The sequence below is a fragment of the Rhodopila sp. genome, from assembly GCF_035548235.1.
In the GTDB taxonomy this organism is placed as follows: Bacteria; Pseudomonadota; Alphaproteobacteria; order Acetobacterales; family Acetobacteraceae; genus Rhodopila.
The window spans coordinates 1-23294 of the sequence record NZ_DASZTJ010000050.1 but is presented as its reverse complement, the minus strand read 5'-3'; the positions used below and the strand labels follow the sequence as shown (position 1 = coordinate 23294).

The window sequence follows — 23294 nt, the reverse complement described above, 5'->3', positions numbered from 1 at the left end:
AACAATTATCTGCTTGGCAACGATCCTTTCCCGTTCGACCTGCTGTACTGGAACGCCGATTCCACGCGCATGCCCGCGCGGATGCATAGTTTCTACCTGCGCAAGATGTATCAGGAGAACCTGTTGACGAAGCCCGAGGGGATCGAGCTGAACGGCGTGCCGATCGACCTGGGGACGATCAAGACCCCGGCCTATTTCCTCTCGACGCGGGAGGATCACATCGCGCCGTGGAAATCCACCTATCGCGGCACGCAGCTGCTGGGCGGGCCGAAGCGCTTCGTGCTGGCGGCGTCGGGGCATATCGCCGGCGTGGTGAACCCGCCCGATGGCGGGAAATACGGCCACTGGATCAGCAAGGAACTGCCGCCGGACCCGGATGCCTGGTTCGTCGGCGCGACCGAGATCGCGGGGTCCTGGTGGCCGGATTGGCATCGCTGGGTGACGTCGTTCGACAAGGAGACGGTCCCGGCGCGGGTACCCGGCGGCGGCAAGCTGAACGCGCTGGAGGACGCGCCAGGGAGCTATGTGCAGGTGCGGCTGACCTAGCCGCGGGCCGCCCCCTCGCTGCCCCCCGGGCTATCCCCCCTGGCTATCCAACTGGCGGCAGGCTGTAGAACCGCGCCGCCGTGCCGTGGAACAGGGCGGCCTTCTCATCATCGGAACATCCCCCCGCCAGCCGCTTGAACGCGTTCCACAGCACCGGATACGCGCACATCCCCTTGTCCACCGGGAAATTGCTCTCGAACATGCAGCGATCGACGCCGAACGCCTCGATCGCCGTTTCGACGAACGGACGCCAGGCCCGCGCCATTTCGCCCGAGGACGGGGGGAGGACCTCGTGGTGGAAGCCGAAGCCGTTCACGTTCATCGCCAGGCCGCCCAGCTTGATGAACAAATTGGGGCAGTCGGCCAGCTCGATCATCCAGGCGCGCCATTGCGCGAACACCTCGGCCTGCCGCCCCTCATACGGGCCGACGCCCAGCGGGCCGCCGAAATGGTTCAGCACCACGTTCTGGTCCGGATACGTCCGCAGCAGGTCGAGCAGGTCGCCCAGTTGCGGATGATACAACCAGGCCTCGAACGTCAGGCCCAGCCGGTGCAGGCGCCCGAACCCGGACCGGAACGCCGGGTCGCGGTAGAGGCCCGGCGGCGCGCCAGGGGGCGCGGTCGGTGCGATCCCGGCATCATAGGTGCCGCTGTGGCGGATGCCCTTGAAGCGGCCGCCGCCGGCCGCGATGTGCGCCTCCAGCACCGCGTCGATCCGATCGCCCAGCCGGCAGTCGGCGTGGCCCACGATGCCGGCGCAGGCGCGGATGGGGCCGTAGCGCCCGGACTCGCTTTCGCGGGCCGCGGCGGCGACGAACTCGGTCTCGCCGACCGGGGCCATCTCCGGCGGACCGTCGGTGCGGTATTCCGACCCGCATTGGATGAAGACGGTCGCCAGCACGTTGTGGCCGCTGCGCAGGTCCGCCATCAGGTCGTCCAGCAGGTATTGGTCCGGCCGAGCCTTCCAGAGGTGGTGGTGGGGATCGATGATCGGTTGGCCGGGGTCGAGGATGTCCTCGCGCAGCCGCGCCAGCCAGTCGGGACGGACCCGCGGATGGTGAAACGGTTTACGCTCCGAGTCCTGTGCGGTCATGTCGAGACGCTCCGGGCACTGATGCCCCCTCATCCAGCCACGGCCTGATCCGGCATGCAATCGGTCTTGGATTCCCCCAGCCCGAAGGCAGGCAGCAGGCCGGCCCGCATCGCGGCGCGGGAGAAATGGCGGCGCGCATACGCGACCTGTACGGCGCTGGCGCGACGCCAGAGGCCGTCATCGATCAGCCGCGCGACGACGGCTTCGCTGAACGCCTGGGCATCGTCGCAAACCGCGACGACGTCCTCGATGCCGGCCAGGCCTTGCGCGCCCGTCGTCGTGGTGACCAGCGGCACGCCCTCGCGCAGCGCCTCCACGACCTTCAGCTTCACGCCGGCCCCGCAGCGCAGCGGCACCACCGCGACGCGCGCCGCCTGATAGAACCCCGCCAGCGCCGCGTCCGACACGTTGGGATGCACCGAAACGCCGCCCCCATGCAGCGCCCGGACCGGCGCTGTCGGGTTGGAACCGACGATCCGCAGCAGCGCGGACGGCACTGCCATGCGGATGGCGGGCAGGACCGCGTCGGCGAACCACAGCGCGGCGTCTTCGTTGGGCGCATGGCCGAACCCGCCGACGAAGAGGACCTCCGCATTGGGGGACGGCGGCCGTTCCGGGCCGAACCGGTCGAACGCATAGGGCGACACGCCGGCGATCGCGGCCGAAGGCTCGAGGCGTCGCGCCTTCCGCGCTTCGTCCTCGGACGGGTAGAGCGACAGGTCGACGCGGCGCCACAACGCGATCTCCCGCTGGCGCATCGCCTCCGCCGCGACGCGCAGACGAGGATCGCCGGTCAGCGCCGCCTGGCGCAGCATGCGGGCGAAATGCAGGTCGTGGCCGTAATAGACGATGGTGCCGGCGCAATACTGGCTCAACAGCGGCAGGACGTCCTCGGCCACCTCCGGGCGGCTGAGCAGCACGTGGTCCAGTTCGTGGCCATGCTGGCGGATCCAGGCGTCGAGCCGCATCGGTCCCTGGAACGTCTCGATCCCCATGCCCCGCAGCGCTTCGGTGTAGCCGGGGCTGTAGGCGAGATTGTGCGGCCAGAACTTCACCACCGCGCCGGCTTCGGTCAGCGTTCGCAGGAACGCCAGCATCGTCCGGGACCCGGCGTCACGGTCGGGCGTCGGCACATAATGATCCACCACCAGCACGATCGCCCGATGCATCGCCCGGTCACGGGCGCGGAACACCGCCTGGCCGTGCGGATAGTGGTTTGCCGCCAACTCCTTCGCCCAACGGCGCACGAAGCCGCGGCGATTGACCGCCTGGTGCGACTTGATGCCCACGGTGGTGTCGACGCCGTGCGAGACCCCCTCGTAATGCACGACGGAAGAGGCCGGCTGGTAATAGGTCTTCAGGCCGGCCTGGCGAAGCCGCATGCAAAGGTCGGAGTCCTCGTAATACGCCGGTCGGTACAGCTCATCGAAGCCGCCCATGTCCAGGAACGTGGTCCGCCGTACCATCAGCGCGGCGCCGGAGCAGTAGTCGACCTCCCGCACGTAGGTATAGGCCGGCGCCTCGGGGTCTTCGTGACGTCCGAAATTCCACGCCGATCCGTCCCGCCAGATGATGCCGCCGGCTTCCTGCAGACGGCCGTCGGGATACAGCAATCGCGATCCGACCGCACCGGCATCCGCGCGCGTGTGGAAGATATCGAGCAGGGGCGGCAGCCAGTTGGGCTGGACCTCGGTATCGTTGTTCAGGAAGAACAGGAACGCGCCGCGCGCGGCCTGCGCGGCGGCATTGCAGGTCCGCAGGAACCCCAGGTTGGTCGCGTTGCGCAGAAGCCGGATGCCCGCGACACGCTCCAGCTTCACGGTCTCCGGATCGGGCGCCGCGTCGTCGACCACGATCGTTTCAAACGGGATGTCCGGCGCCTGTGCCGCCAGCGAGGCCAGGCAGCGCAGGGTGAAGTCGACCTGGCCATAGGTCGGGATGATGATCGAGACCACCGGCTGGTCCGACAACGGCAGCGCGATGGAGGCTGGATCGATCTCGACCGCGACCGGCGCGGGCAGCAGCAGCAACGGCGTGCGTACCGGTTCGGCTTTCCGAAGGCGACGGGCGCGCAGCCAGTAGCGCGCGTGGATGTGCAACTGGAACGTCGCCGTCCACCACAGCAGCAGCACCGATCGACGCAGCACCTGGGCCAGGAACGGGCAGCGCGGCTGGCAGCTTCGCGCGAAAACGAGCGCCCGCCAGATCAACGTGTCGATCCACGTGATGGCGTGGATACGCGCGATGCGCAGAACTTGGCTCAAGGAGGCACCCTGTTACGATCCCTCCATTGTCGCGGGGGCCGGTTAACAAGGCGTTAATGGCGATCGCGCCGCTGCACACAGGTTCCCGCCCGGCGGGATCCTCCGTCCCGCGCCCCGGCGGCTACTCCGCCGCTTTCCGCCCGGCCTTCTGCTGCGCCAACCGGTCGATCTCGGCCTGCACCGCCGCGCCCGACTGGGCGGTGAACTCCGCATGGTGGTCGCGCGCATAGGCGTAGGAGTCGCTGCGCCACTCCCGCGAGGCCTGGAAGTGCGGGTGAACGTAGCGGGCCATCAGCTCGTAGTGCCGTTTCGTCGCCGGCCAGTCCGCCCAGTTCTGCGCCAGTTCCATGATCACGCCGAAGCCGCCGGATCCCTTCAACAGCCGTTCGATGAACGCGATCGCATCGTCCGGCGTGCCGATGCAGGCGGAGCCGCTGTCGATCATGTATCGGTATCGATCGGCAATATCGCCCGGAACGATCGGGAAGGTGGCGACGTCCCGGAAATAGTCGCAGAACGCGTCCAGCCCGTGCTTGACGTTCTCCCGCGCCTGCTCGCGCGTCTCGGCGATGTGCATCAGCGTCACCAGGCGCCAGTCCCGCCGGTCCGGGGTGTGGCCGTTGGCGATGGCGGTCTCCTCGTACAGTCTCCAGTTCTTCGCGTGGTGTTCCAGCGCGTCGTCGCTGGTGCCGCCGATCGACAGCATGCCGATCCCATGCCGCCCCGCCGCCAGCGCGCCGGCCGGGGAGCGGGAGGCCGCGACCGCCATCTCCATCCGCGGCCGGGTATAGGGCGGCAGTTGCAGCCGCGCGTCCACCAGGTCGAACCAGTCGGATTTGCGGGTGACGGTGCGGCCCTGGAACAGCTCCATGATCACGTCGAGGGATTCGTTCATCCGCCGCCGCTGGTCCGCCGGGTCGATGCCGATCTTCTTGGCATCGTGCACCAGGCTGCCCGGCCCGACGCCCATCATGGCCCGCCCGCGCGTCTGGTAGTCGAGCTGCACCAGCCGGTCGGCCAGCATGAACGGGTTGTGATAGGGCAGGGAGACGACGCCCGTGCCCAGCCGGATATGGCGCGTGCGTTCGGCGGCGGCCGCGATGAAGACCTCGGGGCTGGCGATGATCTCGAACCCGCCGGAATGGTGCTCGCCGATCCAGGCTTCCGAGTAGTTCAGCGCGTCGAGATGCTGGACCAGCTCGAAATCGCGTTCCAGGGCCAGCACGGGGTTTTCCCGCAGGCCGTGGAACGGGGCGAGGAAGATGCCGCTGCGCAGATAGGTCATGGACGGGGTTCCCAACCGTTTCCTCTACAGTGCGCCGCCGGGCCAAGGGTTGCAATGCGGCGTGGGCGGCGCCCCTGGCATAGCGGTTGCACCCCCAATTCGGGCGCCGACGCGCCGATGCCAACCCCTGTGACGGGAGATGACGCCATGCTGAAGCGGCTGGTCGTTCTGGGCGCGATCTGTGTCTTGTTACTGGCACCCGTGTTGCTGACACCCCTGGCCGCGAGGGCCGAAACCGCGCCGACCTGCCAGCCGGACAAGGTCACGACGCTCTACCCCAGCCTGGCCGGCAAGACGATCCGCGTCGGCCAGGATGGCGTGTCGCTGCCCTTCAGCTATCATGACCCCGAAAACCCGGACAAGATCGTCGGCCTCGACACCGATTACGCCCGAGCGGTGTTCGCGTGCATCGGCGTGCCGGTGACGTTCGACATCGGCGCGTGGTCGGGCCTGCTGCCGGCGGTCACCGCGGGGCGCATCGACGCCATGTGGGATGATCTCTACTACACGTCGGAACGTGCGCAGCGCGTCGATTACATCATGTACATGAAAGCCTCGGACACCACCGTGGTCCAGAAGGGCAATCCGAAGAAGATCCATTCGATGGAGGACCTGTGCGGCACGCGCGCCTTGGCCGGCCTGGGCACCGTCGAGATCCTGATGCTCAACAACCTGACGAAGAAATGCGTCGAGGACGGCAAGCCGGCGATTCAGATCAGCACCTATCAGGATCGCTCCACCGCCTGGCCGATGGTCGAAACCGATCGAGCGGACGCCATGCTTTCCTCGTCGGCCATGGCCAAGGCGGCCATTGCCGCTCGGCACAATCTCGCACCGGGCTTCGACTTCCTGCCGGACATCAAGGTCGGCGTGGCGATCGCCAAGAACCGGCCGGAACTCGCCAAGGCGATCGCCAACGCGATGGCGGCGCTGCAGGCGAGCGGCGAGGTCAAGAAGCTCTTCGTGAAATACGAGTTCGATCCGAAGCTGATCCTGCCGCCGGAAATCCTGACGAAGTGACCCGCGCCTGAAAACAATGCAGCGCCGCATGCACCGGACCGAGTCTGCCTATACATGCGTCACCCCTGGCGTCACCGTGTGCGTCATCCCGGGCATCGCCTCTAGCCGGGCAGCCGTCGGATGATGCCGGGGTTCATCAGCTATGCGCTGTCCTCGTTCCTGTTGAGAGGCGCGTGGCTCGCGCTGGAAATCTCGGCCGTGGCGCTGGTGGGCGGGCTGGTGCTGGGGCTTGGTCTGGCGCTGATGCGGTTGTCGCGCAATCCGGCCGTCAGCGCCGTTGCCTGGTTCTATATCTGGGTCATGCGCGGCACGCCCCTGCTGCTGCAGCTTGTGTTCATCTTCGACGTCCTGCCGTCCGTCGGCTTGACGTTCGGCACGTTCACGACCGCGGTGATCGGGTTCGCGTTGAACGAAGCTGCATTCACGGCCGAAATAATCCGCGGCGGGATCATTTCGGTCAATCGCAGCCAGACCACCGCCGCCTCGGCGCTGGGGATGCCGCCGCTGCTGGCATTGCGCCGCATCGTCCTGCCCCAGGCGATGCGGGCGATCCTGCCGGCGCTGGCGAACCAGACGATCAGCCTGATCAAGGGGACGTCGGTTGCATCCGTGATCTTCGTCAACGAGCTGACGTTCCGCGCCGAACAGATCGTTTCGCAGAACTTCCGGTATTTCCAGGTCTTCACCGGCGCCGCGATCATCTACCTGGTGATGACCAGCGCGGTGGCCCTGGTGCAGATGGCGGTCGAGCGGCGCTTCGATTTCACCCGCGACCCCGACCGTTCGGTCTTGGACGGGCTGCGCGCCATGATGCGGCTGCCCGCGCGCGCCAGGCCGATGCGTCCGGAACTGCCGAGGGAACGCCTGCCGTCGCTGATCGCGGACATCTGCCAGGATGTCGGCACGCCGAGCGACGAGCCGGCGGTGGTGTGCCGGAACGTGCAGAAATCCTATGGCCCGCGTGAGGTCCTGAAAAGCATCGACCTGACCGTCCAGGCGGGCGAGGTCGTCGTCGTCATGGGACCCAGCGGCTCGGGCAAAAGCACATTGTTGCGGTTGATTAACCATCTGGAGCCGCTGGACTGGGGTGAGATCACCGTCCACGGCGCCTATGTCGGCTATGAGAAACTCGCCGGCGGCGGCGTCCGCCCCACGCGCGGTCTCGCCCAGGCCCGTGCCAAGGCGCGGATCGGCATGGTGTTCCAGCACTTCAACCTGTTCGACCACATGACCGCGCTGCAGAACGTCGTCGAGGCGCCCGTCACCGTCTATCGGCGTTCGGCGGAGCAGGCGAACGGCATCGCCCTGCGGCTGCTGTCGGCGGTGGGTCTGGGGCGGCATGTGGATCACAGGCCCAACCGTCTCTCCGGCGGCCAGCAGCAGCGTGTGGCCATCGCTCGGGCCTTGGCGGTGTCGCCGCGGGTGATGCTGTTCGACGAACCGACCTCGGCGCTGGACCCCGAACTGGTGGGGGAGGTGCTGACGGTGATCCGCGGGCTGGCCGAGGCCGGGATGACGATGATCATCGTCACGCACGAGGTCCGGTTCGCGCGCGACGTGGCGGACCGGGTGGTGTTCATGGACGAAGGCGTGATCGTCGAGCAGGGGCCACCCGATGCGGTGCTGGAACGTCCGCAGCAGGAGCGCACGCGCCGGTTCCTGCGGATGATGACGCATGAGGAAGAGGTGGTGGCCTGAGAGGGCGGCCATGACGAGGAAGGTTCCGGCGCCTTCTCAGAACGCCAGTAGATTGTCCCGGAAGTGTTCGTGCTGGTATGCCCCGCGCACCAGGCCCCGGCGCTTCAGTGCCGGCACCAGGCCGTCGGTGACCTCGACGATCTTGCGGCGGGTCAGGAGGTCCTGGAACAGGATGCCGTCGCCGCCGATCTCTTCCATCGCTTCCGCCATCTGCGCCGCGATGCCGTCGGCCGTGCCGATGAAGTCCAGGCCGCCGCTGCCGGGGTCAAGCATCATCTCCCGCAGCGTCTTCGTGCCGTCGCCTGACAGATAGGACTCGAACGACATCCGCGACGCGTTCGTGGTGATCTGCGGCAAGGGCTGGTCGAGGTCGTATTTCGAGAAATCGACCATGCTCAGATACGCCATGCCGCCGAGTTTCGTTTCGATATTCGCGTGCTGCGCGGCGACGTGGCGGGCGAATTTCTCGCGTGCGTCGTCTTCCGTGTCGCCCAGGATGATCGACGTCGCGAACAGCACTTTGATCGATTTCGGGTCACGGCCTGCCTTGATTGCCTGTTCCGTCATCCGTTGGCGGAAGGCCTTGGCCGCCGCCACGGTGCGGACCTTCGCGATCGTCGTGTCCGCGTGCTTGGCGGCGAAGGCGATCCCGGCCGGGGAACCGCCGGCCTGCGCGATCACCGGCCGGCCCTGCGGACCGGGCGGGATGTTCAGCGGGCCGCGGCACTTGTAGAATCGGCCTTCGAAATGGATCGGATGCACCTTGGTATGGTCGGCGAAGGTCCCCGTCTCGGGGTCGGCCACGACGGCGCCCGGTTCCCAGGACCCCCATAGTTTGTTTGCGATCTGCAACCACTCGTCCGCCATCTCGTATCGCGAGTCATGGTCGTAATGGCGGTCCATCCCGTAATTCTGCGCCGCGCGGTCGTTGTGAGCGGTCACGATGTTCAGCCCGACCCGCCCATGCGTCAGGTGATCCAGCGTGGCGCCAAGCCGAGCGGCGAGGAACGGGGGATAGAAGGCGGTGGTAACGGTGGGAATGATACCGAGGCGCTTGGTGAAATAGGCGATCAGCGGAACCAGCGGCACCGGGTCGGCCTTCGGTACGGCATAGGCGTTCTTCAGGTACCATTCCGTCGAGCCCTTATAGGCGTCGGCGACGAACGACCCGTCCTCGATCAGCATGTAGTCGAAACACGCACGCTCCAGCGATCGGGCCAGGTCGATATACAGGTCAGGCTGCATCCAGTCCTCGGCGATCGTGCCGCTATAGGGCTGGTTCCAGCCGTGGACCGAGTAGCCTTTGCCGACGAACCATCCGAGGTGGAACATGGTTGCCTCCGCTTCCCGCGCTGATGCGGACGGGCAAGCAATCGCGGTGCCAAGCCGTCCGGTTCAGGCCTCCAACCGGTAGCCGTCCCCGTCGCGCACGATCCGCCCGGCGGTGGCGCCGGCGAAATGGGTCCCGATCACCAGCGTCGGCGTATCCGCCAACTCCGCGAACATGCGCCGCCGTGTAGCGATCCCCTGCTCGGGATCGCTGTCGGCCAGGGTGCTCCAGTCCGGGTGTGCGATCTGACACGGGTGGTGCATGAAGTCGCCGGTGATCAGCGCGGTTTCCCCGCGCGAGCGGATCATCACGCTGACATGGCCCGGTGTATGGCCCAATGTCGGGACAAGCGTCAGTTCCGGCGTCAGCACCGCATCCGTCTCGACGAACGTGGCCAGCCCGGCTTCGACGATCGGCGTGACGGAATCGGCCAGGATGTGCGCCATGTCGGGGCGGTCCCGCACCGTCGTCCAGTGCGCATGCTCGGCCCGCCCCATCAGGTAGCGTGCGCGGGGAAAGGTCGGCACCCACCGGCCGTTCTCCAGCTTCGTGTTCCAGCCGACATGATCGACGTGCAGGTGGGTGCACAGAACGGTGTCGATCGAGTCCGGCGGGAAGCCGGCGGCGGCCAGGTCCTGCAGGAACGGGCCGTTCCGGTCGTTCCAGTGCGGGATGCGGCGATGCTGCTTGTCGTTGCCCAGGCAGGTATCGACGACGATGCGCCGGTCCGGCGTTTCCACCACGAAGGTCTGGATCGCCATGACCAGCCGCCCGTCCGCGTCGGCGAAATGTGGGCGCAGCCAGGCGATCGGCAACACCGCCTCCTTCGACGCCTGGGGCAACAGGAAGCGCGTCCCGCCGGTCATCTCCAGCTCGACGATCTTCGTTACCGTCACGTCGCCGATCGTCCACTTCATCGCGCGTTCCTCCGATTGCCTGCGATCCTAGCGCGCCGGCCGCCGCTTGTGCCAATCCGCCGGGTCGATCAGAATCGCGGCGCAAGGAAACGGAGGAAGCGCATGGCGCTGCATATCGACTACTATGTGTCCCTCAACTCGCCCTGGACCCATCTCGGCGCCGCTCGGATCGAAGCCATGGCGATGGCGCATGGTGCGACGATGCGCATCTTTCCGGTCGATTTCGGCGCGATCTTCGCCGCCTCGGGCGGCTTGCCGCTGCCCAAGCGGGCGCCGCAGCGCCAGGCCTATCGGCTCCAGGACATGGCGCGGTGGCGTGATCACCTGGGCATCCCGATCAACCTGCAGCCGAAATATTTCCCCTCCAGCGAGGCGCTGACCGCCCCCTGCGTCATCGCCGTGCGCGAAACGATCGGCGACTGGCCGGCGATCAAGCTGGCGCACCGCATCCTGAAAGCGGTGTGGCAGGAGGAACGCAGCCCAGCCGACCCCGCGACGCTGGCCGAACTGGTCAAGGATGTCGGGCTGGACGCAGAGGCGGTGATGGCGCTGGGCGCCGAACCGCGCTGGACGGAGATGCGGGCGGCCGACGGCCAGGCCGCCTTGGCCCGCAACGTGTTCGGCGCCCCCAGCTATGTCATCGGCGACGAGATCTTCTGGGGCCAGGACCGGCTGGAATTCGTCGAAAGACGGCTCGCGAGGGGCTGACCCATGCGCGTCTTCACCGCCATCCCGCAGCGGCATTGGACGGACTCCGCCGATGCCGCCCGCGCCGCCGAGGCGGCCGGGTTCGACGCCCTGATGACCGTGGAACTCGGCCACGATCCGCTGGCGCCCCTGGCGGTTGCCGCCATGGCGACATCGCGGGTGGAACTGACGCCGTCCGTCGCCGTCGCCTTTCCGCGCAGCCCGACGGTACTGGCGCAGCAGGCCTGGGACCTGCAGGCCAATTCCGGCGGGCGCTTCGTGCTGGGCCTCGGCAGCCAGGTGAAAGGGCACAATGAGCGCCGCTTCGGCATCGCCTGGACCCCGCCGGCGCCCCGGATGCGCGACTACGTCCAGGCGCTGCGCGCGGTATGGCGCGCGTGGGAGACGCGGGGGCGGCTGAACTTCGACAGCCCGCACTACAAGCTGACGCTGATGACGCCGGATTTCTCGCCGGAACCGACCGGCCTGCCGATGGTGCCCGTCACGATCGCCGCGGTGGGAGAGGCGATGCTGCGCGTCGCCGGCCAGGTGGGCGACGGCGTGCGGCTGCATCCGCTGTGCTCGCGAGCGTATCTGGAAAAGGTGTGCATGCCGCAGATGATGGAGGGGATGCGCCGCTCCGGCCGGTCGCGGCTGCATTTCGACGTGCATGGCGGCGGTTTCGTCTGCACCGGTCCCGATGAGGAGACGGTGACGGCGGAGATGAACAAGGCTCGGCAGCGGATCGGCTTTTATGGGTCGACACGGACCTATATGCCGATCCTGGCGCTGCACGGGCTGGAGGAACTGGCCGCGAAGCTGCACCGCATGTCGGTGGAAGGCCAATGGGACCGGATGGCGAGGGAGGTATCCGACGACACGGTCCGGATTTTCGCCGCCTGCGGGACGTTTTCGCAGATCGCCGGCGCGATCGAGGCGCGGTTCGGCGGCGTGGCGGATTCGATCGACGTGAGTTTTCCCACGGGAACGCCGGCGGGACTGGTGAAGGAGCTGGTGTCGGACATCAGGCGGATTCCGCATACGTTCGCCGGGTTCGATACGATGCGGTAGCTCGGTCGCCGGAGAGCCATGGGCAATGTAACAAACTGAAACAGGCGGAAAAACGCTGGGACAAATGGGCTTCGGCATAGTAGTGCCGTGACCCTGCGAGAACCTGGCAGGCTAGACCTCGAAACATGCAGGTACAAGGCGAGCAAAGCGGAACGCGCCCATCGATCGGAATGCCGTCAGGGTCATTGAGTGCTGCCCTCAGCGTGCTGCTGTTCGCCGGCTTGACTCTGTATCGGCTGGCCGCGGGCGCGTCTGATCCCGCGGCGATGGGTCAAACCAGTGAAATCGCTGAAGTCTCGGATCAGGATCTGGATACGGCGTTGAAAACCCTAGGCGGGAGCGGTGAATTTCGCTCGCAGTTCCGGAAGCAGAAAAAGCGCTGTCCGACCCCGCTGGCCTGGGTGTCGGTGTGGACATCGGCTGGTCAGCCGGCGGTCACGTTGCGCGTTGTCTCCGCGAATTATTACTCACCCGTCTTCAAGGTCACGGACAAGCCAGTCAGGATCGCGATCCCGTACCCGGCGCCATACGACACGGGCCATGGTAGTCTGATGGTCATGCACGCGGGCGAGGTTTCGATCGGTTTGCACCCGCCCTGGCATGTCTTGGCAACGGCTGCCCCTCAACGCCATGACGTGACCTGGACGCCGGTTGCCGGCTGCGATGCCCGGAATGGGTGATCTCGGCCGCTGGTTGAAGGCGCAGCTTGGGCCAAGCCCGGTGATCGGCGTTTCGATGGTCCTGATGGCAGGATTGTCGCTGCTGGCGGCCCTCAGGATACAGCCATCGATCCCGTCGGACGCCGGGGAGGTAGGGCTGGGCCTTGTCGTCGCGATCGCTGTGACGGCGTGGCTCTATGCCGTGATCCGCGTTTGGCCGCGCATCGTCTTCGACCCCCGGACCGGTGCGTACCGTTTTGACAGACGGGCGGGCCATCGGTTCACCGGGAACGAGACGATTCCGGCGCTGGATGAACTTCATCAAATGATCGGACTTGAACCTGTGAAGGCCGAGCTCAGCACGCTGATCCAGCGCCTGCGGGTGGAAGCCATGCGGCGAGACCAGGGCCTGCCCGCCGCGCCGATTTCCCTGCACATGGTGTTCGCCGGGCCGCCCGGCGTCGGGAAGACCGTGGTCGCCCGCTATTACGGCGCGATCCTGCGCGACCTGGGCGTGCTGGAAAAAGGTCACCTGATCGAAACGGATCGGGCGGGCCTGGTGGCCGGCTATGTCGGTCAGACGGCGTTGAAGACAAAAAGCATAGTGGCGCAAGCCCTGGATGGCGTGCTTTTCATCGACGAAGCCTATGCCCTGACGAAAGCCGGCTCCGACGGGCGGGACTCGTTCGGGACGGAGGCGATCGACGCGCTGCTGAAGGAGATGGAGGATCAGCGCGACCGTCTGGTTGTCATCGTTGCTGGCTACCCCAGGGAGATGGAGCACTTCCTGACGGCTAATCCCGGTCTTCCGTCGCGCTTCACCAAGACAATTCATTTCGAAAGTTATGGCAGCGCGGACCTCGTTCGGATCGCCAAAGTAACGGCCGAGCGTGATGGGTTCCGAATCGATGCGGAGGCGGACGGGCTGATGCAGGCATACTTCGAGCGGGCGCGCGGCAAGCGCGATTTTGCCAATGCCCGCTCGGCCCGCACGCTGGTGGAGCGGGTCAGGGAGGCACAGGCTATGCGCATCGGACCTCTTCTGTCCTCGGGCAGTGTCGACTTGACGACCTTGTCGCTGCAAGACGTCGAGGCAGCGGTCTCGTCGCTGTCATGAGGCGGATTTTCGCCAGGTTGGGTTGCGCGCACGAGCATCTGTGGAAGCAGGGCGGATTCTACAGAATTGCGCTGCTGCTTGGGCCTGCACCGCTGGCAGGTCTTGCGCTGGGGGCAGCGCTCTGGTCGGGCTATCATGCCCTGACGCGGACCGAGGAGCCCGTGGTCCCATGGGCCGCCGCCCCGCCGCCGATCGAGCCGGAACAGGGGCCCGTTGCTTTGTCACCCTGGCGGCCGCTGCCTGCTTTGGATGCAGATGGCGTGCCGGCGGATTACACACGCGGGTGGTTGGTTACCGCGCATGCCGTAACGATCTCGTCGGTCATGAACGTCGAGATCAGCAGGCAGGTGCTGGGACCGCTCGCCCTCAACAGCAGCGTCGCCGACATGGGGGGAATCCTAGCAGAGCGACCACAATCCGACCTATTCGTCGCAGTGGCCAACGGCGCACTGGTCGTGCACGAGCCCGGATCGTATCGGCTAACCGCAAGGCTGGAACGACCCGCCGGCCGTCCAACCCAATGCGACGTCCGCCTTGTCCTCGGAGCAAAGCGGGTCATCTGGTCGCTCAATATCGGCAGTGACAGGGCCAGTCGCCATATGTTCGATCCCATGACGTTCGACCTGAAACCCGGACTCTACCGCATCGGCTACTCGTTCGGATGTTGGGATGCGGGGGCGATGGTAAATGTCGGTCGCCTCAGCATCGTCATGCAGCGTCCCGGTGAGACGGAGTTCTCTCCGATCCGAGCGGAGGAAGTGGTGCGGTAGCGACGCCTGCACACCTTGCCGAACCGATCATCGCGCCGCTATTCATCCCAGGCCTACGATCCTGGCGAAAGGAACCCGCCCATGCACCTCGCCCGTTTCCCGCGCGTCCGGCTGTTCCCCGCGCCCACGCCGCTGCACCGGCTGGACAACCTGACCCGAGCGCTCGGGGGGCCCGAGATATGGATCAAGCGCGACGACTGCACGGTCGTGGCGACGGGCGGCAACAAGGTGCGCAAGCTGGAATGGCTGATCGGTGAGGCGAAGGCCAAGGGCGCCACGCATATCGTCACCCAGGGCGCGGTCCAGTCCAACCATGTCCGCCAGACCGCCGCCGTCGCACGCATCTGCGGCATGACCTGCACCGCCCTGCTGGAACACCGGGTCGAAACCAACGATCGCGACTATCTGGCCAGCGGCAACGTGCTGCTCGACAAGTTGTTTGACTGCCGGATCGAATACCGCCCAAGCGGCCTGGACATGAACGCGGAAGCCGAGAAGAAGGGGGAGGAACTGCGCGCCGCCGGCGAAGCGGCCTATGTCATCCCCGGCGGCGGCTCCAACACCGTCGGCGCGCTGGGATATGTGAGCTGCGCCCAGGAACTGATGCAGCAGGCGGATGAGATGGGCATCGCCTTCGACCGCCTGGTGACCGCGACCGGCAGCGCCGGCACGCATGCCGGCCTTGTCGTCGGGTTGGAGGGCTGCAACGCCAACGTCCCCATCCTGGGCATCGGCGTCCGCCTGCCGAAAGACCGGCAGGAGGCGAATGTCTACAAGCTCGCCTGCGCCACCGCCGACTATGTGGGCCTGAAGACCCCCATCCGGCGGGAAGCGGTCGTCGCCAACTGCGACTATGTCGGCCAGGGCTACGGCATCCCCACGGAGGGCATGGCGGAAGCGGTCAGGATGCTGGCGCGGGAGGAGGGGATCCTCCTCGACCCGGTCTACTCCGGCAAGGCGATGGCCGGGATGATCGACCTGATCCGCAAGGGCGAGATCGGGAAGAAGGAGCGGGTGGTGTTCCTGCACACCGGCGGTGCGGTCGGCCTGTTCGGCTACACCGGCTTCTTCGACAAGGCGGCCTAACCGCCGCCGCCGCTGTAGTTGCCCTGGAACCAGCGGCCGCCGGGCAGATACAGCGTCCGGCCGTCGCAGCCGGGGCCGGCGGCGTCTCCGTCGATCCGGAACGTGGTGCCCTGGGACGTGACGGCGCCGCGCACCGTCCCGGTCCCGCTGCCGGTCAGCGCCGCGATGTCCATCCGGAACGTGTCATCGGGGTTGAGCACGCCGGCCAGGCGTCCGATCGGCATATAGCCGCGCGTGAGGGTTCCGCTGATGGCGCGCCGGGCGTCGACGACGAATTGCCACTGCAGTCGCGGGCAGGCGCCGGTGGGCGGGGTGTGGACGATGAAGACCTCGCCAAGCTGCACCTGCTCGACATGACAGCCGGCCAGCAGCAGGGTGGTGGCCAAGGCCAGCAAGCATCGTTTCATGGGGATCCGGGCTCCGTCGTCGAATGACGGCCCTTACGTTGTCAATCCCGGACGATCCGCAATATGGGACCGTCCGGGACCGACGCCGCATTCGGCGTCGGACGGCGGGGGTCGGCGCCTTTCAGATCGCGATGGCGTAAGCCGGCCGCCGTGGATCGGCGCCGGCGCCCATCATGCCGGTCTCGGGGTCCGTCACGATCGCCTCCACCGACCCGGCCAGCCATGTCCACTCCGGCCATTCCTGGATCGTGTGCCCGCGCGCGGCCAACTCGTCGCGCACGGATTTGTCGATCCGGCCCTCGACCGCCAGCCGGCCGGGGAAATACTCGAACGGCGCGAACGAGGAGGGGAAGTTGTAGGACGCCACCCGAGGCGCCTCGATCGCCGCCTGCGGGTCCATGCCGAAATGCATGACGTTCAGCAGCACCTGCAGCATCGCCTGCGTCTGCACGTCGCCGCCCGGCGTGCCGAACGGCATCACGCCGCCCTTGTCGGTCACCAGGATCGCCGGGTTCGGGGTCAGCCTCGGCCGCTTGCCGGGGGCCACGCCCGCCGGGTGCCGCGGGTCCGGCCGGCTTTGCGAGCCGCGGCCCGACGGCGTGATCCCCAGGCCCGGCACCACCGGCACGTTGCCCGATCCGTCCGACGGCGTGGCGCTGAACGCATTGCCCCAGCGGTCGACGGCGCAGCAATAGGACGTGTCCGCCTCGACCTTCGGCAGGTCGGCGTCCGTTGCGCCGAACATCCGGTTCGGCAGGTCCAGCGGCGCCGGCATCTGCCCGAAGGCGCGGTCGTCCCGCACGCCGGCGGCACGCCGGGCGATGGTGGCGGGATCGAGAAGGTGGTCGATCGGGACGTCGACGAATTTCGGATCGCCGAAGTGATATTCCCGGTCCGCGAGCGACAGGTTCAGGCATTCGACGATGCGGTGCAGGTAATCGGCCGAGTTATGCGCGAGCCCGTCGATGCCGACCTGCTCCACCAGCGCCAGCGCTTGCTGCAGGGCAGGGCCCTGGCACCACGGGCCGCAGGTGATCAGCTCATGCCCGCGCCAGGGGCGGCGGACGACCGGTTCGATGGCCGAATGGTATTCGGCCATGTCCTCCAGCGACAGGTAACCGCCTTCCTGTTCCTGGTAGGCAATGATCTTCCGGGCGATGTCGCCGCGATAGAAGGCGTGGTGCGCGGCATCCAGGCCTTTCATCCGGTCCGGCCCCGCCGCCCGGTCCTGGTCGGCCATGTATTGGATCGTCGCCGCCAGGTCGGTCTGCACGAATTTGTCGCCCGGCTTCGGCACCTGTCCGTTCGGCAGGAAGATCGCGGTGTTGCTGGCCCAGCGCCGGTATTCGTGCTCATGCGAGGCGATCGAACGCGCCAGCAGCGGATACACAGAGAACCCTTCGGCCGCGAAACGGATCGCAGAGGCCGCCACGTCCGCGAACCGCATCGTCCCGTGCCGGCGCAGCGCGGTGATCCAGGCGTCCGGCGCGGCGGGGACGACGGTGCGCAGCACGCCGTCGGGGATCTTGCCGCCGTGCTCGCGCATGAACAGGTCGGCGGGCAGCGTCTTCGGCCACCAGCCCAGGCCGGCGATGCTTTCAACCGTTCCGTCCGCCAATCGGATGATGATCGGCGCCACGCCTGCGAAATTCACCAGGTCGGGCTGCAGCACCCCCAGGCAGATGCCAGCCGCGACCCCGGCGTCGATGGCGTTGCCGCCGCCTTCCAGGATCGAAAAACCCGCGGCCGCTGCCAGGTAATGGCCTGCCGAAACAGCATGGCGGGTGCCGTAAACGCTCGGACGATGGGTCATCACGCGATCTCCCGGCTATGTCGGGACGAAGCGTGAGGCAAATCGGCCCCATCGTCCAGGGGCATGCCGGCGCAACTTGCCAAGGGAATATGCACCAACGGGGCGCTTTGCGTGGCGCCGGGCGGGTCGTATCCTGCGGGGCAGGAGGATGCCCGCGATGGATTCCGTTACCCTGTCCGCCACCGACGCCGAAGCGCTGGAATGGGAGCTACGCCGCGACATGGCGGCGGTATTCCGCGTCGCCGCGCGCCTGGGCTGGAACGAGCAGATCGGCAACCACAATTCGCTGATGCTGCCGAAGCGCACGCCGGACGAGGCGCCGACCTTCCTGATCAACCCGCGCGGCATGCTGTTCCAGGAACTGACGGCGAGTTCGCTGATCGTCTGCGACCTGGACGGCAACGTGCTGCGCGGGAAGGGGCAGTTGCGCAAGGTGGCGTTCCATATCCACACGCGTATCCACCTCGCGCGTCCGGACGCCGCCTGCGTCGTGCATGTGCATCCGCAATACCTGACGGCGCTGTCGATGCTGGCGGAGCCGGAGATGACGCTGTCCCACCACAACAACCTGCTGCTGAACGACCGGGTCGCGATCGACAATTTCGGCAGCGCGCCGGCCGACAGCCATGCCGAGGGCGACCGCCTCGCCGCCGCCTTGGGCGACAAGTCGATCCTGCTGATGGGCGGGCACGGCGTGACCGTCGTCGGTCCGACCGTGCATGACGCCTTCGACGAATGCTTCATCGCCGAGCGGACGGCGATGTACCAGGTGACCGCGATGTCGACCGGACGCCCGCTGCGCGAGCTGCCGGCGCATCACCGCCGCCGCCATCGCGGCCCCTGGAGCGAGAAGATCGACGCACGGCTGCACCTCGACGCCTGGCACCGCGTCCTCGACCGCGAGGAGCCGGATTACGCGCGTTGATGGACAGGATTTCATCCGAGCGTTTGCTGGTTGAAACCCGAGGTTCCTATAGTTGGCCGCGTGGTTCAGTCAGACAGCGGAGGCCTTCGATGTCGCATCTGCGTAATGCCCTTCTGGCCGGCGTGGCGATCGTCACCTTGGGTGGGGCGGCCAGCCTCGCTCAGGCGCAGACCGCCTCCTCCTCCCCGAATGTCCACGTGATGACGGTACGGACGCCGGACGGCACGCTGGAGCAGATCCGCTACACGGGTGACGTGGCGCCTCGGGTGGTATTCGTTCCGGTCACGCAGATGCAGGCGCCGGTCACGCAGATGCAGGCGATGGAATCTCCGTTCGCGATGCTGGACCGCATCTCGGCCGAGATGGACCGGCAGATGGCGATGATGATGCAGGACTTCCCGGCCATGATGGCGCAGCCAGCCGGTCCGAACACCGTCCAGGCCGCGTTCGGCGCGCTGCCGGCCGGGCCTGGCGTCTGCATGCGCAGCATCTCGGTGACGTTCACGGGCAACGGGCAGAACCCGCACGTGGTGCGGAAGACCGCGGGCGATTGCGGCCCGGCCGCCCCGGCGGTCAGCGCACCCACGGCCCTGCCCGAGACCGTGGCGCCGCGGCCGAAGGTCCCGACGATCGAGGCGAAGGACGTGCATCCCGCCGGCCAGCCCGCCTATCGCATGCTGGTCATCCCGGCGGCCTATCATCCGGGCTGATTGCGCCTGGGACCGGGTTTTTCGTCATGGCCGGGCTTGTCCCGGCCATCTTCGTTTGGGCGGCAATACACGGTCGGCCGGGACAAGCCCGGCCACGGCACGGAGAAACGCGACCTACCGGAAGATCGTATGCGGCCGTGCGCGTGCGAGCAGCGCCGGGTTCATCCAGGCGTTCGGTGACGGGGCGACGCCCAGCGGCGTGACCTGGGTCGGCTTGCCCAGTGCGCCCAGCGCCTCGGACAAGCGGTTGGCGCCGTCGATGACCTGCGGCAGCAGGTTGCGTGGCCGCGGAGGACGCATCCGCATCGACGGCGCGCTGATATGCATCACCGCGATCACGGCCCCGGTCGCGTCGCGCACCGGGGCGGCGATGCCGACCGCGCCGGCGGTGACTTCATCGGAGGTGATCAGGTAGCCGCGTCCCCGGATGCGCTGCAGGTCGGCGGCGATCCAGGTCGGATCGATGCGGGTCGCAGGGGTGAAGCGGTTCAGCCGCTGCGCCAGCAACTGGGTCTGCACGGCCTCGGGCGCGAACGCCAGCAGGATCCGGCTGCTGCCGGCATGCAACGGGCCGCGCTTGCCCATCTCGGAGTAGACACGGATCGACGGGTCGGTCTGGTAGATCGCGACCGTCTCGCTTTCCATCCCGTCGCGGACGCGCAGATAGACGTTCTCGCCGGTGGCCTTGCCGAGCGCGGCCAGGATCGGCATCGCCGTCGCCGCCAGCGCCCCTTGTTCGGACGCCGCTCGGCTCAGCGCGTTCCAGCGCGCGCCAAGACGCCAGAGACCCCGTGCTTCGTCCTGGATGGCGAAGCCGCGTGCCTGCAACGTACGCAGCAGGCGGAACGCGGCCGTCCGCGTACACCCCGCCGCCTCGGCCAACGCCGCCAGCGAAGCGGGGCCAAGCCGCGAAAGGGCTTCCAGAAGGTCGAGGGTGCGGTCGACGGCGGCGATGCTGTAGTCCCGTTGCGGGGCGGCGGTCCCGAGACCGGCGGCACCAAGGGCGGCGGCCTCGTCGATCGGAGGTTTGGTCTTCGATTTAGGGGTGGCACCTGCCGGTTTGGATGTTCCCATTATCTGACCCCTCGCGACGGTGACATGGCGGCGGATGCAAGCCCCGCCTGCCAGCCCCGGTCCGTTGCTGACTTTACTTTCGAGTAGAGTTGCATCCCAGGAAGTTCCCGTCAAAGCTGAGATTGCATGGGAGCTATGCAATTTCCTAGGTTTTGGCTAAGTTGTGTGCAATCTGGGATCCGCTTCGTCCCATTTGCGTCGTTCGGCGCGGTGCTTGCCGGTTTGGCGCCTTCTCGCTTGTCCTGGGCAGGCGGGTGGGCTAAAGCGCCGCGTTCAATGCGCGGCGGCCGACGCCCGGCGGCCTATCCGCCGCGGCGGGGCGTGCCGTGCCGGCTGAACAGTCTTCAAGTGCCTTCGGGCGGGCGTGGTGAAACTGGTAGACACGCCAGATTTAGGTTCTGGTGGCGCAAGCCGTGGGGGTTCAAGTCCCTTCGCCCGCACCATTGGCACCGCGGGCGCGATGCGTTTGGATCGGACGTGTTTGGATCACTGGGTTTTGTAAGGATTGGCTGGGACAATGCAGGTTACCGAGACGCTTTCAGAGGGGCTGAAGCGTGGCTACACGGTGGTTCTTCCGCTCGCGGACCTCGACGCGCGTCGCAATGAACGGCTGACGACCTTGGGCAAGACTCTCCGCCTGCCGGGCTTCCGGCCGGGCAAGGTCCCGTTCCCGATCGTCAAGCAGCGCTACGGCACCGCCGTCTCGGCCGAGGTGTTGGAAGAGTCGGTCTCCGAGGCCACGCAGAAGGTGCTGACCGACCGCGGCCTGCGCCCGGCGCTGCAGCCCAAGATCGACCTGGTCACCGAAAACCCCACGGCGCTGGCGGCCGACCTGGAGTTCAAGGTCGAGCTTGAATTGCTGCCCGACATCACGCTGCCGGATTTCGGCACGATCGAGCTGAAGCGGGTCAAGGCCGAGGTCCCGGCGGACAAGATCGAGCAGGCGTTGAGCGAGATCGCCAAGCGCTACGCGACGCTTGAGCCGATCCCCGCCGAGACGATCGAGGCCCGCGGCCATGGGGCCGTGAACGGCGAGGTCCTGACCGTCGATTTCGTCGGCAAGATCGACGGCGTCGCGTTCGAGGGCGGCACCGCCACGGATGCGGTGGTCGAGATCGGCGGCAAGGACTTCATCCCCGGCTTCGCCGAGGGCCTGGAAGGCGCCAAGCCCGGCGAGGTCCGGACGCTGAACGTGACCTTCCCCGAGACCTACGGCAGCAAGGACCTCGCGGGGAAGCCGGCGGTGTTCGAGGTGACGGTCAAGCAGGTGAACACCTCCATCGTCCCGGCGGTGGACGACGAGTTCGCCAAGAAGCTTGCGTTCGAGACGCTGGATGACCTGCGCGAGGCGGTCCGGTCGCGGCAGCAATCGGAGTTCGACGACGTCTCCCGCATGCGGATCAAGAAGGACCTGCTCGACGTGCTGAGCAAGCTCGCCGACTTCCCGGTGCCGCCTTCGATCCTGTCGCAGGAGTTCGACCAGATCTGGCGCCAGTTGGAACAGGCGCGCGAAGCCGGGACCGAGGACGCCGAGGACAAGGGCAAGGATGAGGCGACGCTGCGCGCGGATTACGGCGCGATCGCCGAACGCCGGGTCCGCACCGGCCTACTGCTGGCCGAGATCGGCCGCGTCAACGGCATCGCCGTGACGGAGCAGGAGCTGAACCAGGCGCTCTACCGGCGGGCGATGCAGTTCACCGGCCAGGAGGCGCAGATGCTGGAGCTGTTCCGCAAGCACCCGCAGCTTACCGACTCCGTCCGCGGTCCGCTGCTGGAGGACAAGGTCGTCGATTTCGTGCTGGAGCTGGCCAAGGTGACCGAGGAAACGGTGACCCCGGACGAGCTGATGGCCGATCCCGAGGAGACGAAGGCGGCGGCCTGACGCGCCGGATCGCGGTCCAAGGTTTTCAACCTGAAGTTGCATACTCGCGCGGAGTGTGCAATTCGTCGGCCGAGCGGGCAGCCGGGCGTTTGGCCGGGTGGCTGAAAGATGGGGCCGGAGCGCTTACTTAGATCGAGCGCCCGCCTGGATCGGGCGCTCAGTTTGGATCGGGCGTTAAATTGGATTGGCCAATTGGGGCTGAGCGGGCTGAACAACCAAGGGTGATGACCATGCGAGACCGCGATCCGGTCGAAATCTACGCCAACAACCTCGTTCCCATGGTGGTCGAGCAGACCGCCCGCGGGGAACGTGCCTTCGACATCTACTCCCGCCTGCTGAAAGAACGGATCATCTTCCTGACGGGCGCGGTCTACGACCAGGTCAGCGCCCTGATCTGCGCGCAGTTGCTGTTCCTGGAGTCGGAGAACCCGAACAAGGACATTTCCTTCTACATCAACAGCCCGGGCGGCGTGGTGTCGGCCGGCCTCGCGATCTACGACACGATGCAGTACATCCGCAGCCCGGTCAGCACGGTGTGCATCGGCCAGGCGGCGTCGATGGGCAGCCTGCTGCTGACGGCCGGCGCCAAGGGCAAGCGCTTCGCCCTGCCCAACTCCCGCATCATGGTCCATCAGCCGTCGGGCGGCGCGCAGGGCCAGGCGACGGACATCGAGATCCAGGCCCGCGAGATCCTGACGCTGCGCAAGCGGCTGAACGAGATCTACGTGCGTCACACCGGCCAACCGATCGAGGCGATCGAGCGGAAGCTGGAGCGCGACACTTACATGTCGGCGGAGGAGAGTCGCGATTTCGGTCTGGTAGACGAGGTCGTGGAAAGCCGTCCGGCGGCAGAGACTGGAGATTCGTCTAAATCCTGACCCAATCCCGGGCAGAATTGGCGGTCCGGGGCGTCACTTTCTCGCCCCGGAAATGCCACACC

Annotated in this window: 20 protein-coding genes, 1 tRNA gene and 2 pseudogenes; 15 read left to right on the top strand and 8 right to left on the bottom strand. The window is 67.1% G+C overall.

The window, feature by feature from the left end; translation table 11 throughout:
* Positions 1-546: pseudogene (locus VHB27_RS04205) on the top strand (class I poly(R)-hydroxyalkanoic acid synthase); the annotation flags it as partial.
* A 43-nt stretch (positions 547-589) separates the two neighbouring features.
* Here VHB27_RS04205 and VHB27_RS04200 read toward each other — a convergent pair.
* The 3 genes from VHB27_RS04200 to VHB27_RS04190 form a co-directional block, all read right to left on the bottom strand.
* Positions 590-1639, bottom strand: coding sequence for an amidohydrolase family protein (locus VHB27_RS04200; protein WP_325597676.1), 1050 nt, complete (start codon positions 1637-1639; stop codon positions 590-592).
* A gap of 29 nt (positions 1640-1668) precedes the next feature.
* Positions 1669-3903 carry a glycosyltransferase gene (locus VHB27_RS04195; RefSeq protein ID WP_325597675.1) on the bottom strand — a complete coding sequence of 745 codons (2235 nt, stop codon included), beginning with the start codon at positions 3901-3903 and terminating at the stop codon, positions 1669-1671.
* Between the two features lie 121 nt (positions 3904-4024).
* Positions 4025-5188: an LLM class flavin-dependent oxidoreductase gene (locus VHB27_RS04190; RefSeq protein ID WP_325597674.1), complete on the bottom strand. Its 1164-nt coding sequence runs from the start codon at positions 5186-5188 to the stop codon at positions 4025-4027.
* A gap of 147 nt (positions 5189-5335) precedes the next feature.
* On the opposite strand from VHB27_RS04190, the gene VHB27_RS04185 reads away from it, so the two are divergent.
* From VHB27_RS04185 to VHB27_RS24765, 3 genes and pseudogenes are all read left to right on the top strand, one after another.
* Entirely contained in the window at positions 5336-6208 is an 873-nt protein-coding gene (locus tag VHB27_RS04185; RefSeq protein ID WP_325597673.1) for a transporter substrate-binding domain-containing protein, read from the top strand.
* A gap of 120 nt (positions 6209-6328) precedes the next feature.
* Positions 6329-6955, top strand: a pseudogene (locus VHB27_RS24770) (amino acid ABC transporter permease); the annotation flags it as partial.
* Between the two features lie 90 nt (positions 6956-7045).
* Positions 7046-7906, top strand: coding sequence for an amino acid ABC transporter ATP-binding protein (locus tag VHB27_RS24765; protein ID WP_408903972.1), 861 nt, complete (start codon positions 7046-7048; stop codon positions 7904-7906).
* A gap of 36 nt (positions 7907-7942) precedes the next feature.
* Here the strand turns inward: VHB27_RS24765 and VHB27_RS04175 are convergent, their stop codons facing one another.
* Entirely contained in the window at positions 7943-9238 is a 1296-nt protein-coding gene (locus VHB27_RS04175; protein WP_325597671.1) for an NtaA/DmoA family FMN-dependent monooxygenase, read from the bottom strand.
* A 63-nt stretch (positions 9239-9301) separates the two neighbouring features.
* Positions 9302-10153, bottom strand: coding sequence for an MBL fold metallo-hydrolase (locus tag VHB27_RS04170; protein ID WP_325597670.1), 852 nt, complete (start codon positions 10151-10153; stop codon positions 9302-9304).
* A 102-nt stretch (positions 10154-10255) separates the two neighbouring features.
* On the opposite strand from VHB27_RS04170, the gene VHB27_RS04165 reads away from it, so the two are divergent.
* The 6 genes from VHB27_RS04165 to VHB27_RS04140 all read left to right on the top strand — a co-directional run bounded on the left by VHB27_RS04165 (position 10256) and on the right by VHB27_RS04140 (position 15543).
* Positions 10256-10861, top strand: coding sequence for a 2-hydroxychromene-2-carboxylate isomerase (locus VHB27_RS04165; protein ID WP_325597669.1), 606 nt, complete (start codon positions 10256-10258; stop codon positions 10859-10861).
* 3 nt (positions 10862-10864) lie between these two features.
* Complete coding sequence (locus tag VHB27_RS04160) at positions 10865-11911, top strand: TIGR03617 family F420-dependent LLM class oxidoreductase (protein ID WP_325597668.1); 1047 nt, start codon at positions 10865-10867, stop codon at positions 11909-11911.
* A gap of 203 nt (positions 11912-12114) precedes the next feature.
* Positions 12115-12591, top strand: a complete 477-nt coding sequence (locus tag VHB27_RS04155) for a hypothetical protein (RefSeq protein ID WP_325597667.1) — start codon at positions 12115-12117, stop codon at positions 12589-12591.
* Between the two features lie 73 nt (positions 12592-12664).
* Entirely contained in the window at positions 12665-13687 is a 1023-nt protein-coding gene (locus VHB27_RS04150) for an AAA family ATPase (protein WP_325597666.1), read from the top strand.
* Positions 13684-14457, top strand: a complete 774-nt coding sequence (locus VHB27_RS04145; protein ID WP_325597665.1) for a hypothetical protein — start codon at positions 13684-13686, stop codon at positions 14455-14457. Before VHB27_RS04150 ends, VHB27_RS04145 begins: the two co-directional genes overlap by 4 nt.
* Before the next feature lie 81 nt (positions 14458-14538).
* Positions 14539-15543 (top strand): D-cysteine desulfhydrase, encoded by a 1005-nt coding sequence (locus VHB27_RS04140; protein WP_325597664.1) that lies wholly within the window; start codon positions 14539-14541, stop codon positions 15541-15543.
* Here VHB27_RS04140 and VHB27_RS04135 read toward each other — a convergent pair.
* Both VHB27_RS04135 and VHB27_RS04130 read right to left on the bottom strand, forming a co-directional pair.
* Positions 15540-15950, bottom strand: coding sequence for a hypothetical protein (locus VHB27_RS04135; protein WP_325597663.1), 411 nt, complete (start codon positions 15948-15950; stop codon positions 15540-15542). The two genes, VHB27_RS04140 and VHB27_RS04135, sit on opposite strands and share 4 nt — an antisense overlap.
* Before the next feature lie 121 nt (positions 15951-16071).
* Positions 16072-17763, bottom strand: a complete 1692-nt coding sequence (locus tag VHB27_RS04130) for a gamma-glutamyltransferase family protein (RefSeq protein WP_325597662.1) — start codon at positions 17761-17763, stop codon at positions 16072-16074.
* 157 nt (positions 17764-17920) lie between these two features.
* Between VHB27_RS04130 and VHB27_RS04125 the strand changes: the two genes are divergently transcribed.
* Both VHB27_RS04125 and VHB27_RS04120 read left to right on the top strand, forming a co-directional pair.
* A complete protein-coding gene (locus VHB27_RS04125) occupies positions 17921-18688 on the top strand; it encodes a class II aldolase/adducin family protein (RefSeq protein ID WP_325597661.1) in 768 nt (255 codons plus the stop codon).
* Between the two features lie 89 nt (positions 18689-18777).
* Complete coding sequence (locus VHB27_RS04120; protein WP_325597660.1) at positions 18778-19398, top strand: hypothetical protein; 621 nt, start codon at positions 18778-18780, stop codon at positions 19396-19398.
* 114 nt (positions 19399-19512) lie between these two features.
* Here the strand turns inward: VHB27_RS04120 and VHB27_RS04115 are convergent, their stop codons facing one another.
* The gene (locus VHB27_RS04115; RefSeq protein ID WP_325597659.1) at positions 19513-20472 is read right to left on the bottom strand and encodes an IclR family transcriptional regulator; all 960 of its coding nucleotides are present in this window, start codon (positions 20470-20472) and stop codon (positions 19513-19515) included.
* Positions 20473-20830: 358 nt separating this feature from the next.
* Here VHB27_RS04115 and VHB27_RS04110 point away from each other — a divergent pair.
* The 3 genes from VHB27_RS04110 (at position 20831) to clpP (ending at position 23232) form a co-directional block, all read left to right on the top strand.
* Positions 20831-20915, top strand: a tRNA-Leu gene (locus VHB27_RS04110).
* Between the two features lie 74 nt (positions 20916-20989).
* Positions 20990-22354: a trigger factor gene (gene tig, locus VHB27_RS04105; RefSeq protein WP_325597658.1), complete on the top strand. Its 1365-nt coding sequence runs from the start codon at positions 20990-20992 to the stop codon at positions 22352-22354.
* 230 nt (positions 22355-22584) lie between these two features.
* Positions 22585-23232: an ATP-dependent Clp endopeptidase proteolytic subunit ClpP gene (clpP, locus tag VHB27_RS04100; RefSeq protein ID WP_325597657.1), complete on the top strand. Its 648-nt coding sequence runs from the start codon at positions 22585-22587 to the stop codon at positions 23230-23232.
* Positions 23233-23294 lie beyond the last annotated feature (62 nt).

What these genes read in the sequence shown, in the direction of transcription:
- VHB27_RS04200 (WP_325597676.1), bottom strand. Translation starts at nt 1,639, where the DNA reads ATGACCGCACAGGACTCGGAGCGTAAACCGTTTCACCATCCGCGGGTC.
- VHB27_RS04190 (WP_325597674.1), bottom strand. Translation starts at nt 5,188, where the DNA reads ATGACCTATCTGCGCAGCGGCATCTTCCTCGCCCCGTTCCACGGCCTG.
- VHB27_RS04185 (WP_325597673.1), top strand. Translation starts at nt 5,336, where the DNA reads ATGCTGAAGCGGCTGGTCGTTCTGGGCGCGATCTGTGTCTTGTTACTG.
- VHB27_RS24765 (WP_408903972.1), top strand. Translation starts at nt 7,046, where the DNA reads ATGCGTCCGGAACTGCCGAGGGAACGCCTGCCGTCGCTGATCGCGGAC.
- VHB27_RS04175 (WP_325597671.1), bottom strand. Translation starts at nt 9,238, where the DNA reads ATGTTCCACCTCGGATGGTTCGTCGGCAAAGGCTACTCGGTCCACGGC.
- VHB27_RS04170 (WP_325597670.1), bottom strand. Translation starts at nt 10,153, where the DNA reads ATGAAGTGGACGATCGGCGACGTGACGGTAACGAAGATCGTCGAGCTG.
- VHB27_RS04165 (WP_325597669.1), top strand. Translation starts at nt 10,256, where the DNA reads ATGGCGCTGCATATCGACTACTATGTGTCCCTCAACTCGCCCTGGACC.
- VHB27_RS04160 (WP_325597668.1), top strand. Translation starts at nt 10,865, where the DNA reads ATGCGCGTCTTCACCGCCATCCCGCAGCGGCATTGGACGGACTCCGCC.
- VHB27_RS04145 (WP_325597665.1), top strand. Translation starts at nt 13,684, where the DNA reads ATGAGGCGGATTTTCGCCAGGTTGGGTTGCGCGCACGAGCATCTGTGG.
- VHB27_RS04140 (WP_325597664.1), top strand. Translation starts at nt 14,539, where the DNA reads ATGCACCTCGCCCGTTTCCCGCGCGTCCGGCTGTTCCCCGCGCCCACG.
- VHB27_RS04135 (WP_325597663.1), bottom strand. Translation starts at nt 15,950, where the DNA reads ATGAAACGATGCTTGCTGGCCTTGGCCACCACCCTGCTGCTGGCCGGC.
- VHB27_RS04130 (WP_325597662.1), bottom strand. Translation starts at nt 17,763, where the DNA reads ATGACCCATCGTCCGAGCGTTTACGGCACCCGCCATGCTGTTTCGGCA.
- VHB27_RS04125 (WP_325597661.1), top strand. Translation starts at nt 17,921, where the DNA reads ATGGATTCCGTTACCCTGTCCGCCACCGACGCCGAAGCGCTGGAATGG.
- VHB27_RS04120 (WP_325597660.1), top strand. Translation starts at nt 18,778, where the DNA reads ATGTCGCATCTGCGTAATGCCCTTCTGGCCGGCGTGGCGATCGTCACC.
- VHB27_RS04115 (WP_325597659.1), bottom strand. Translation starts at nt 20,472, where the DNA reads ATGGGAACATCCAAACCGGCAGGTGCCACCCCTAAATCGAAGACCAAA.
- tig (WP_325597658.1), top strand. Translation starts at nt 20,990, where the DNA reads ATGCAGGTTACCGAGACGCTTTCAGAGGGGCTGAAGCGTGGCTACACG.
- clpP (WP_325597657.1), top strand. Translation starts at nt 22,585, where the DNA reads ATGCGAGACCGCGATCCGGTCGAAATCTACGCCAACAACCTCGTTCCC.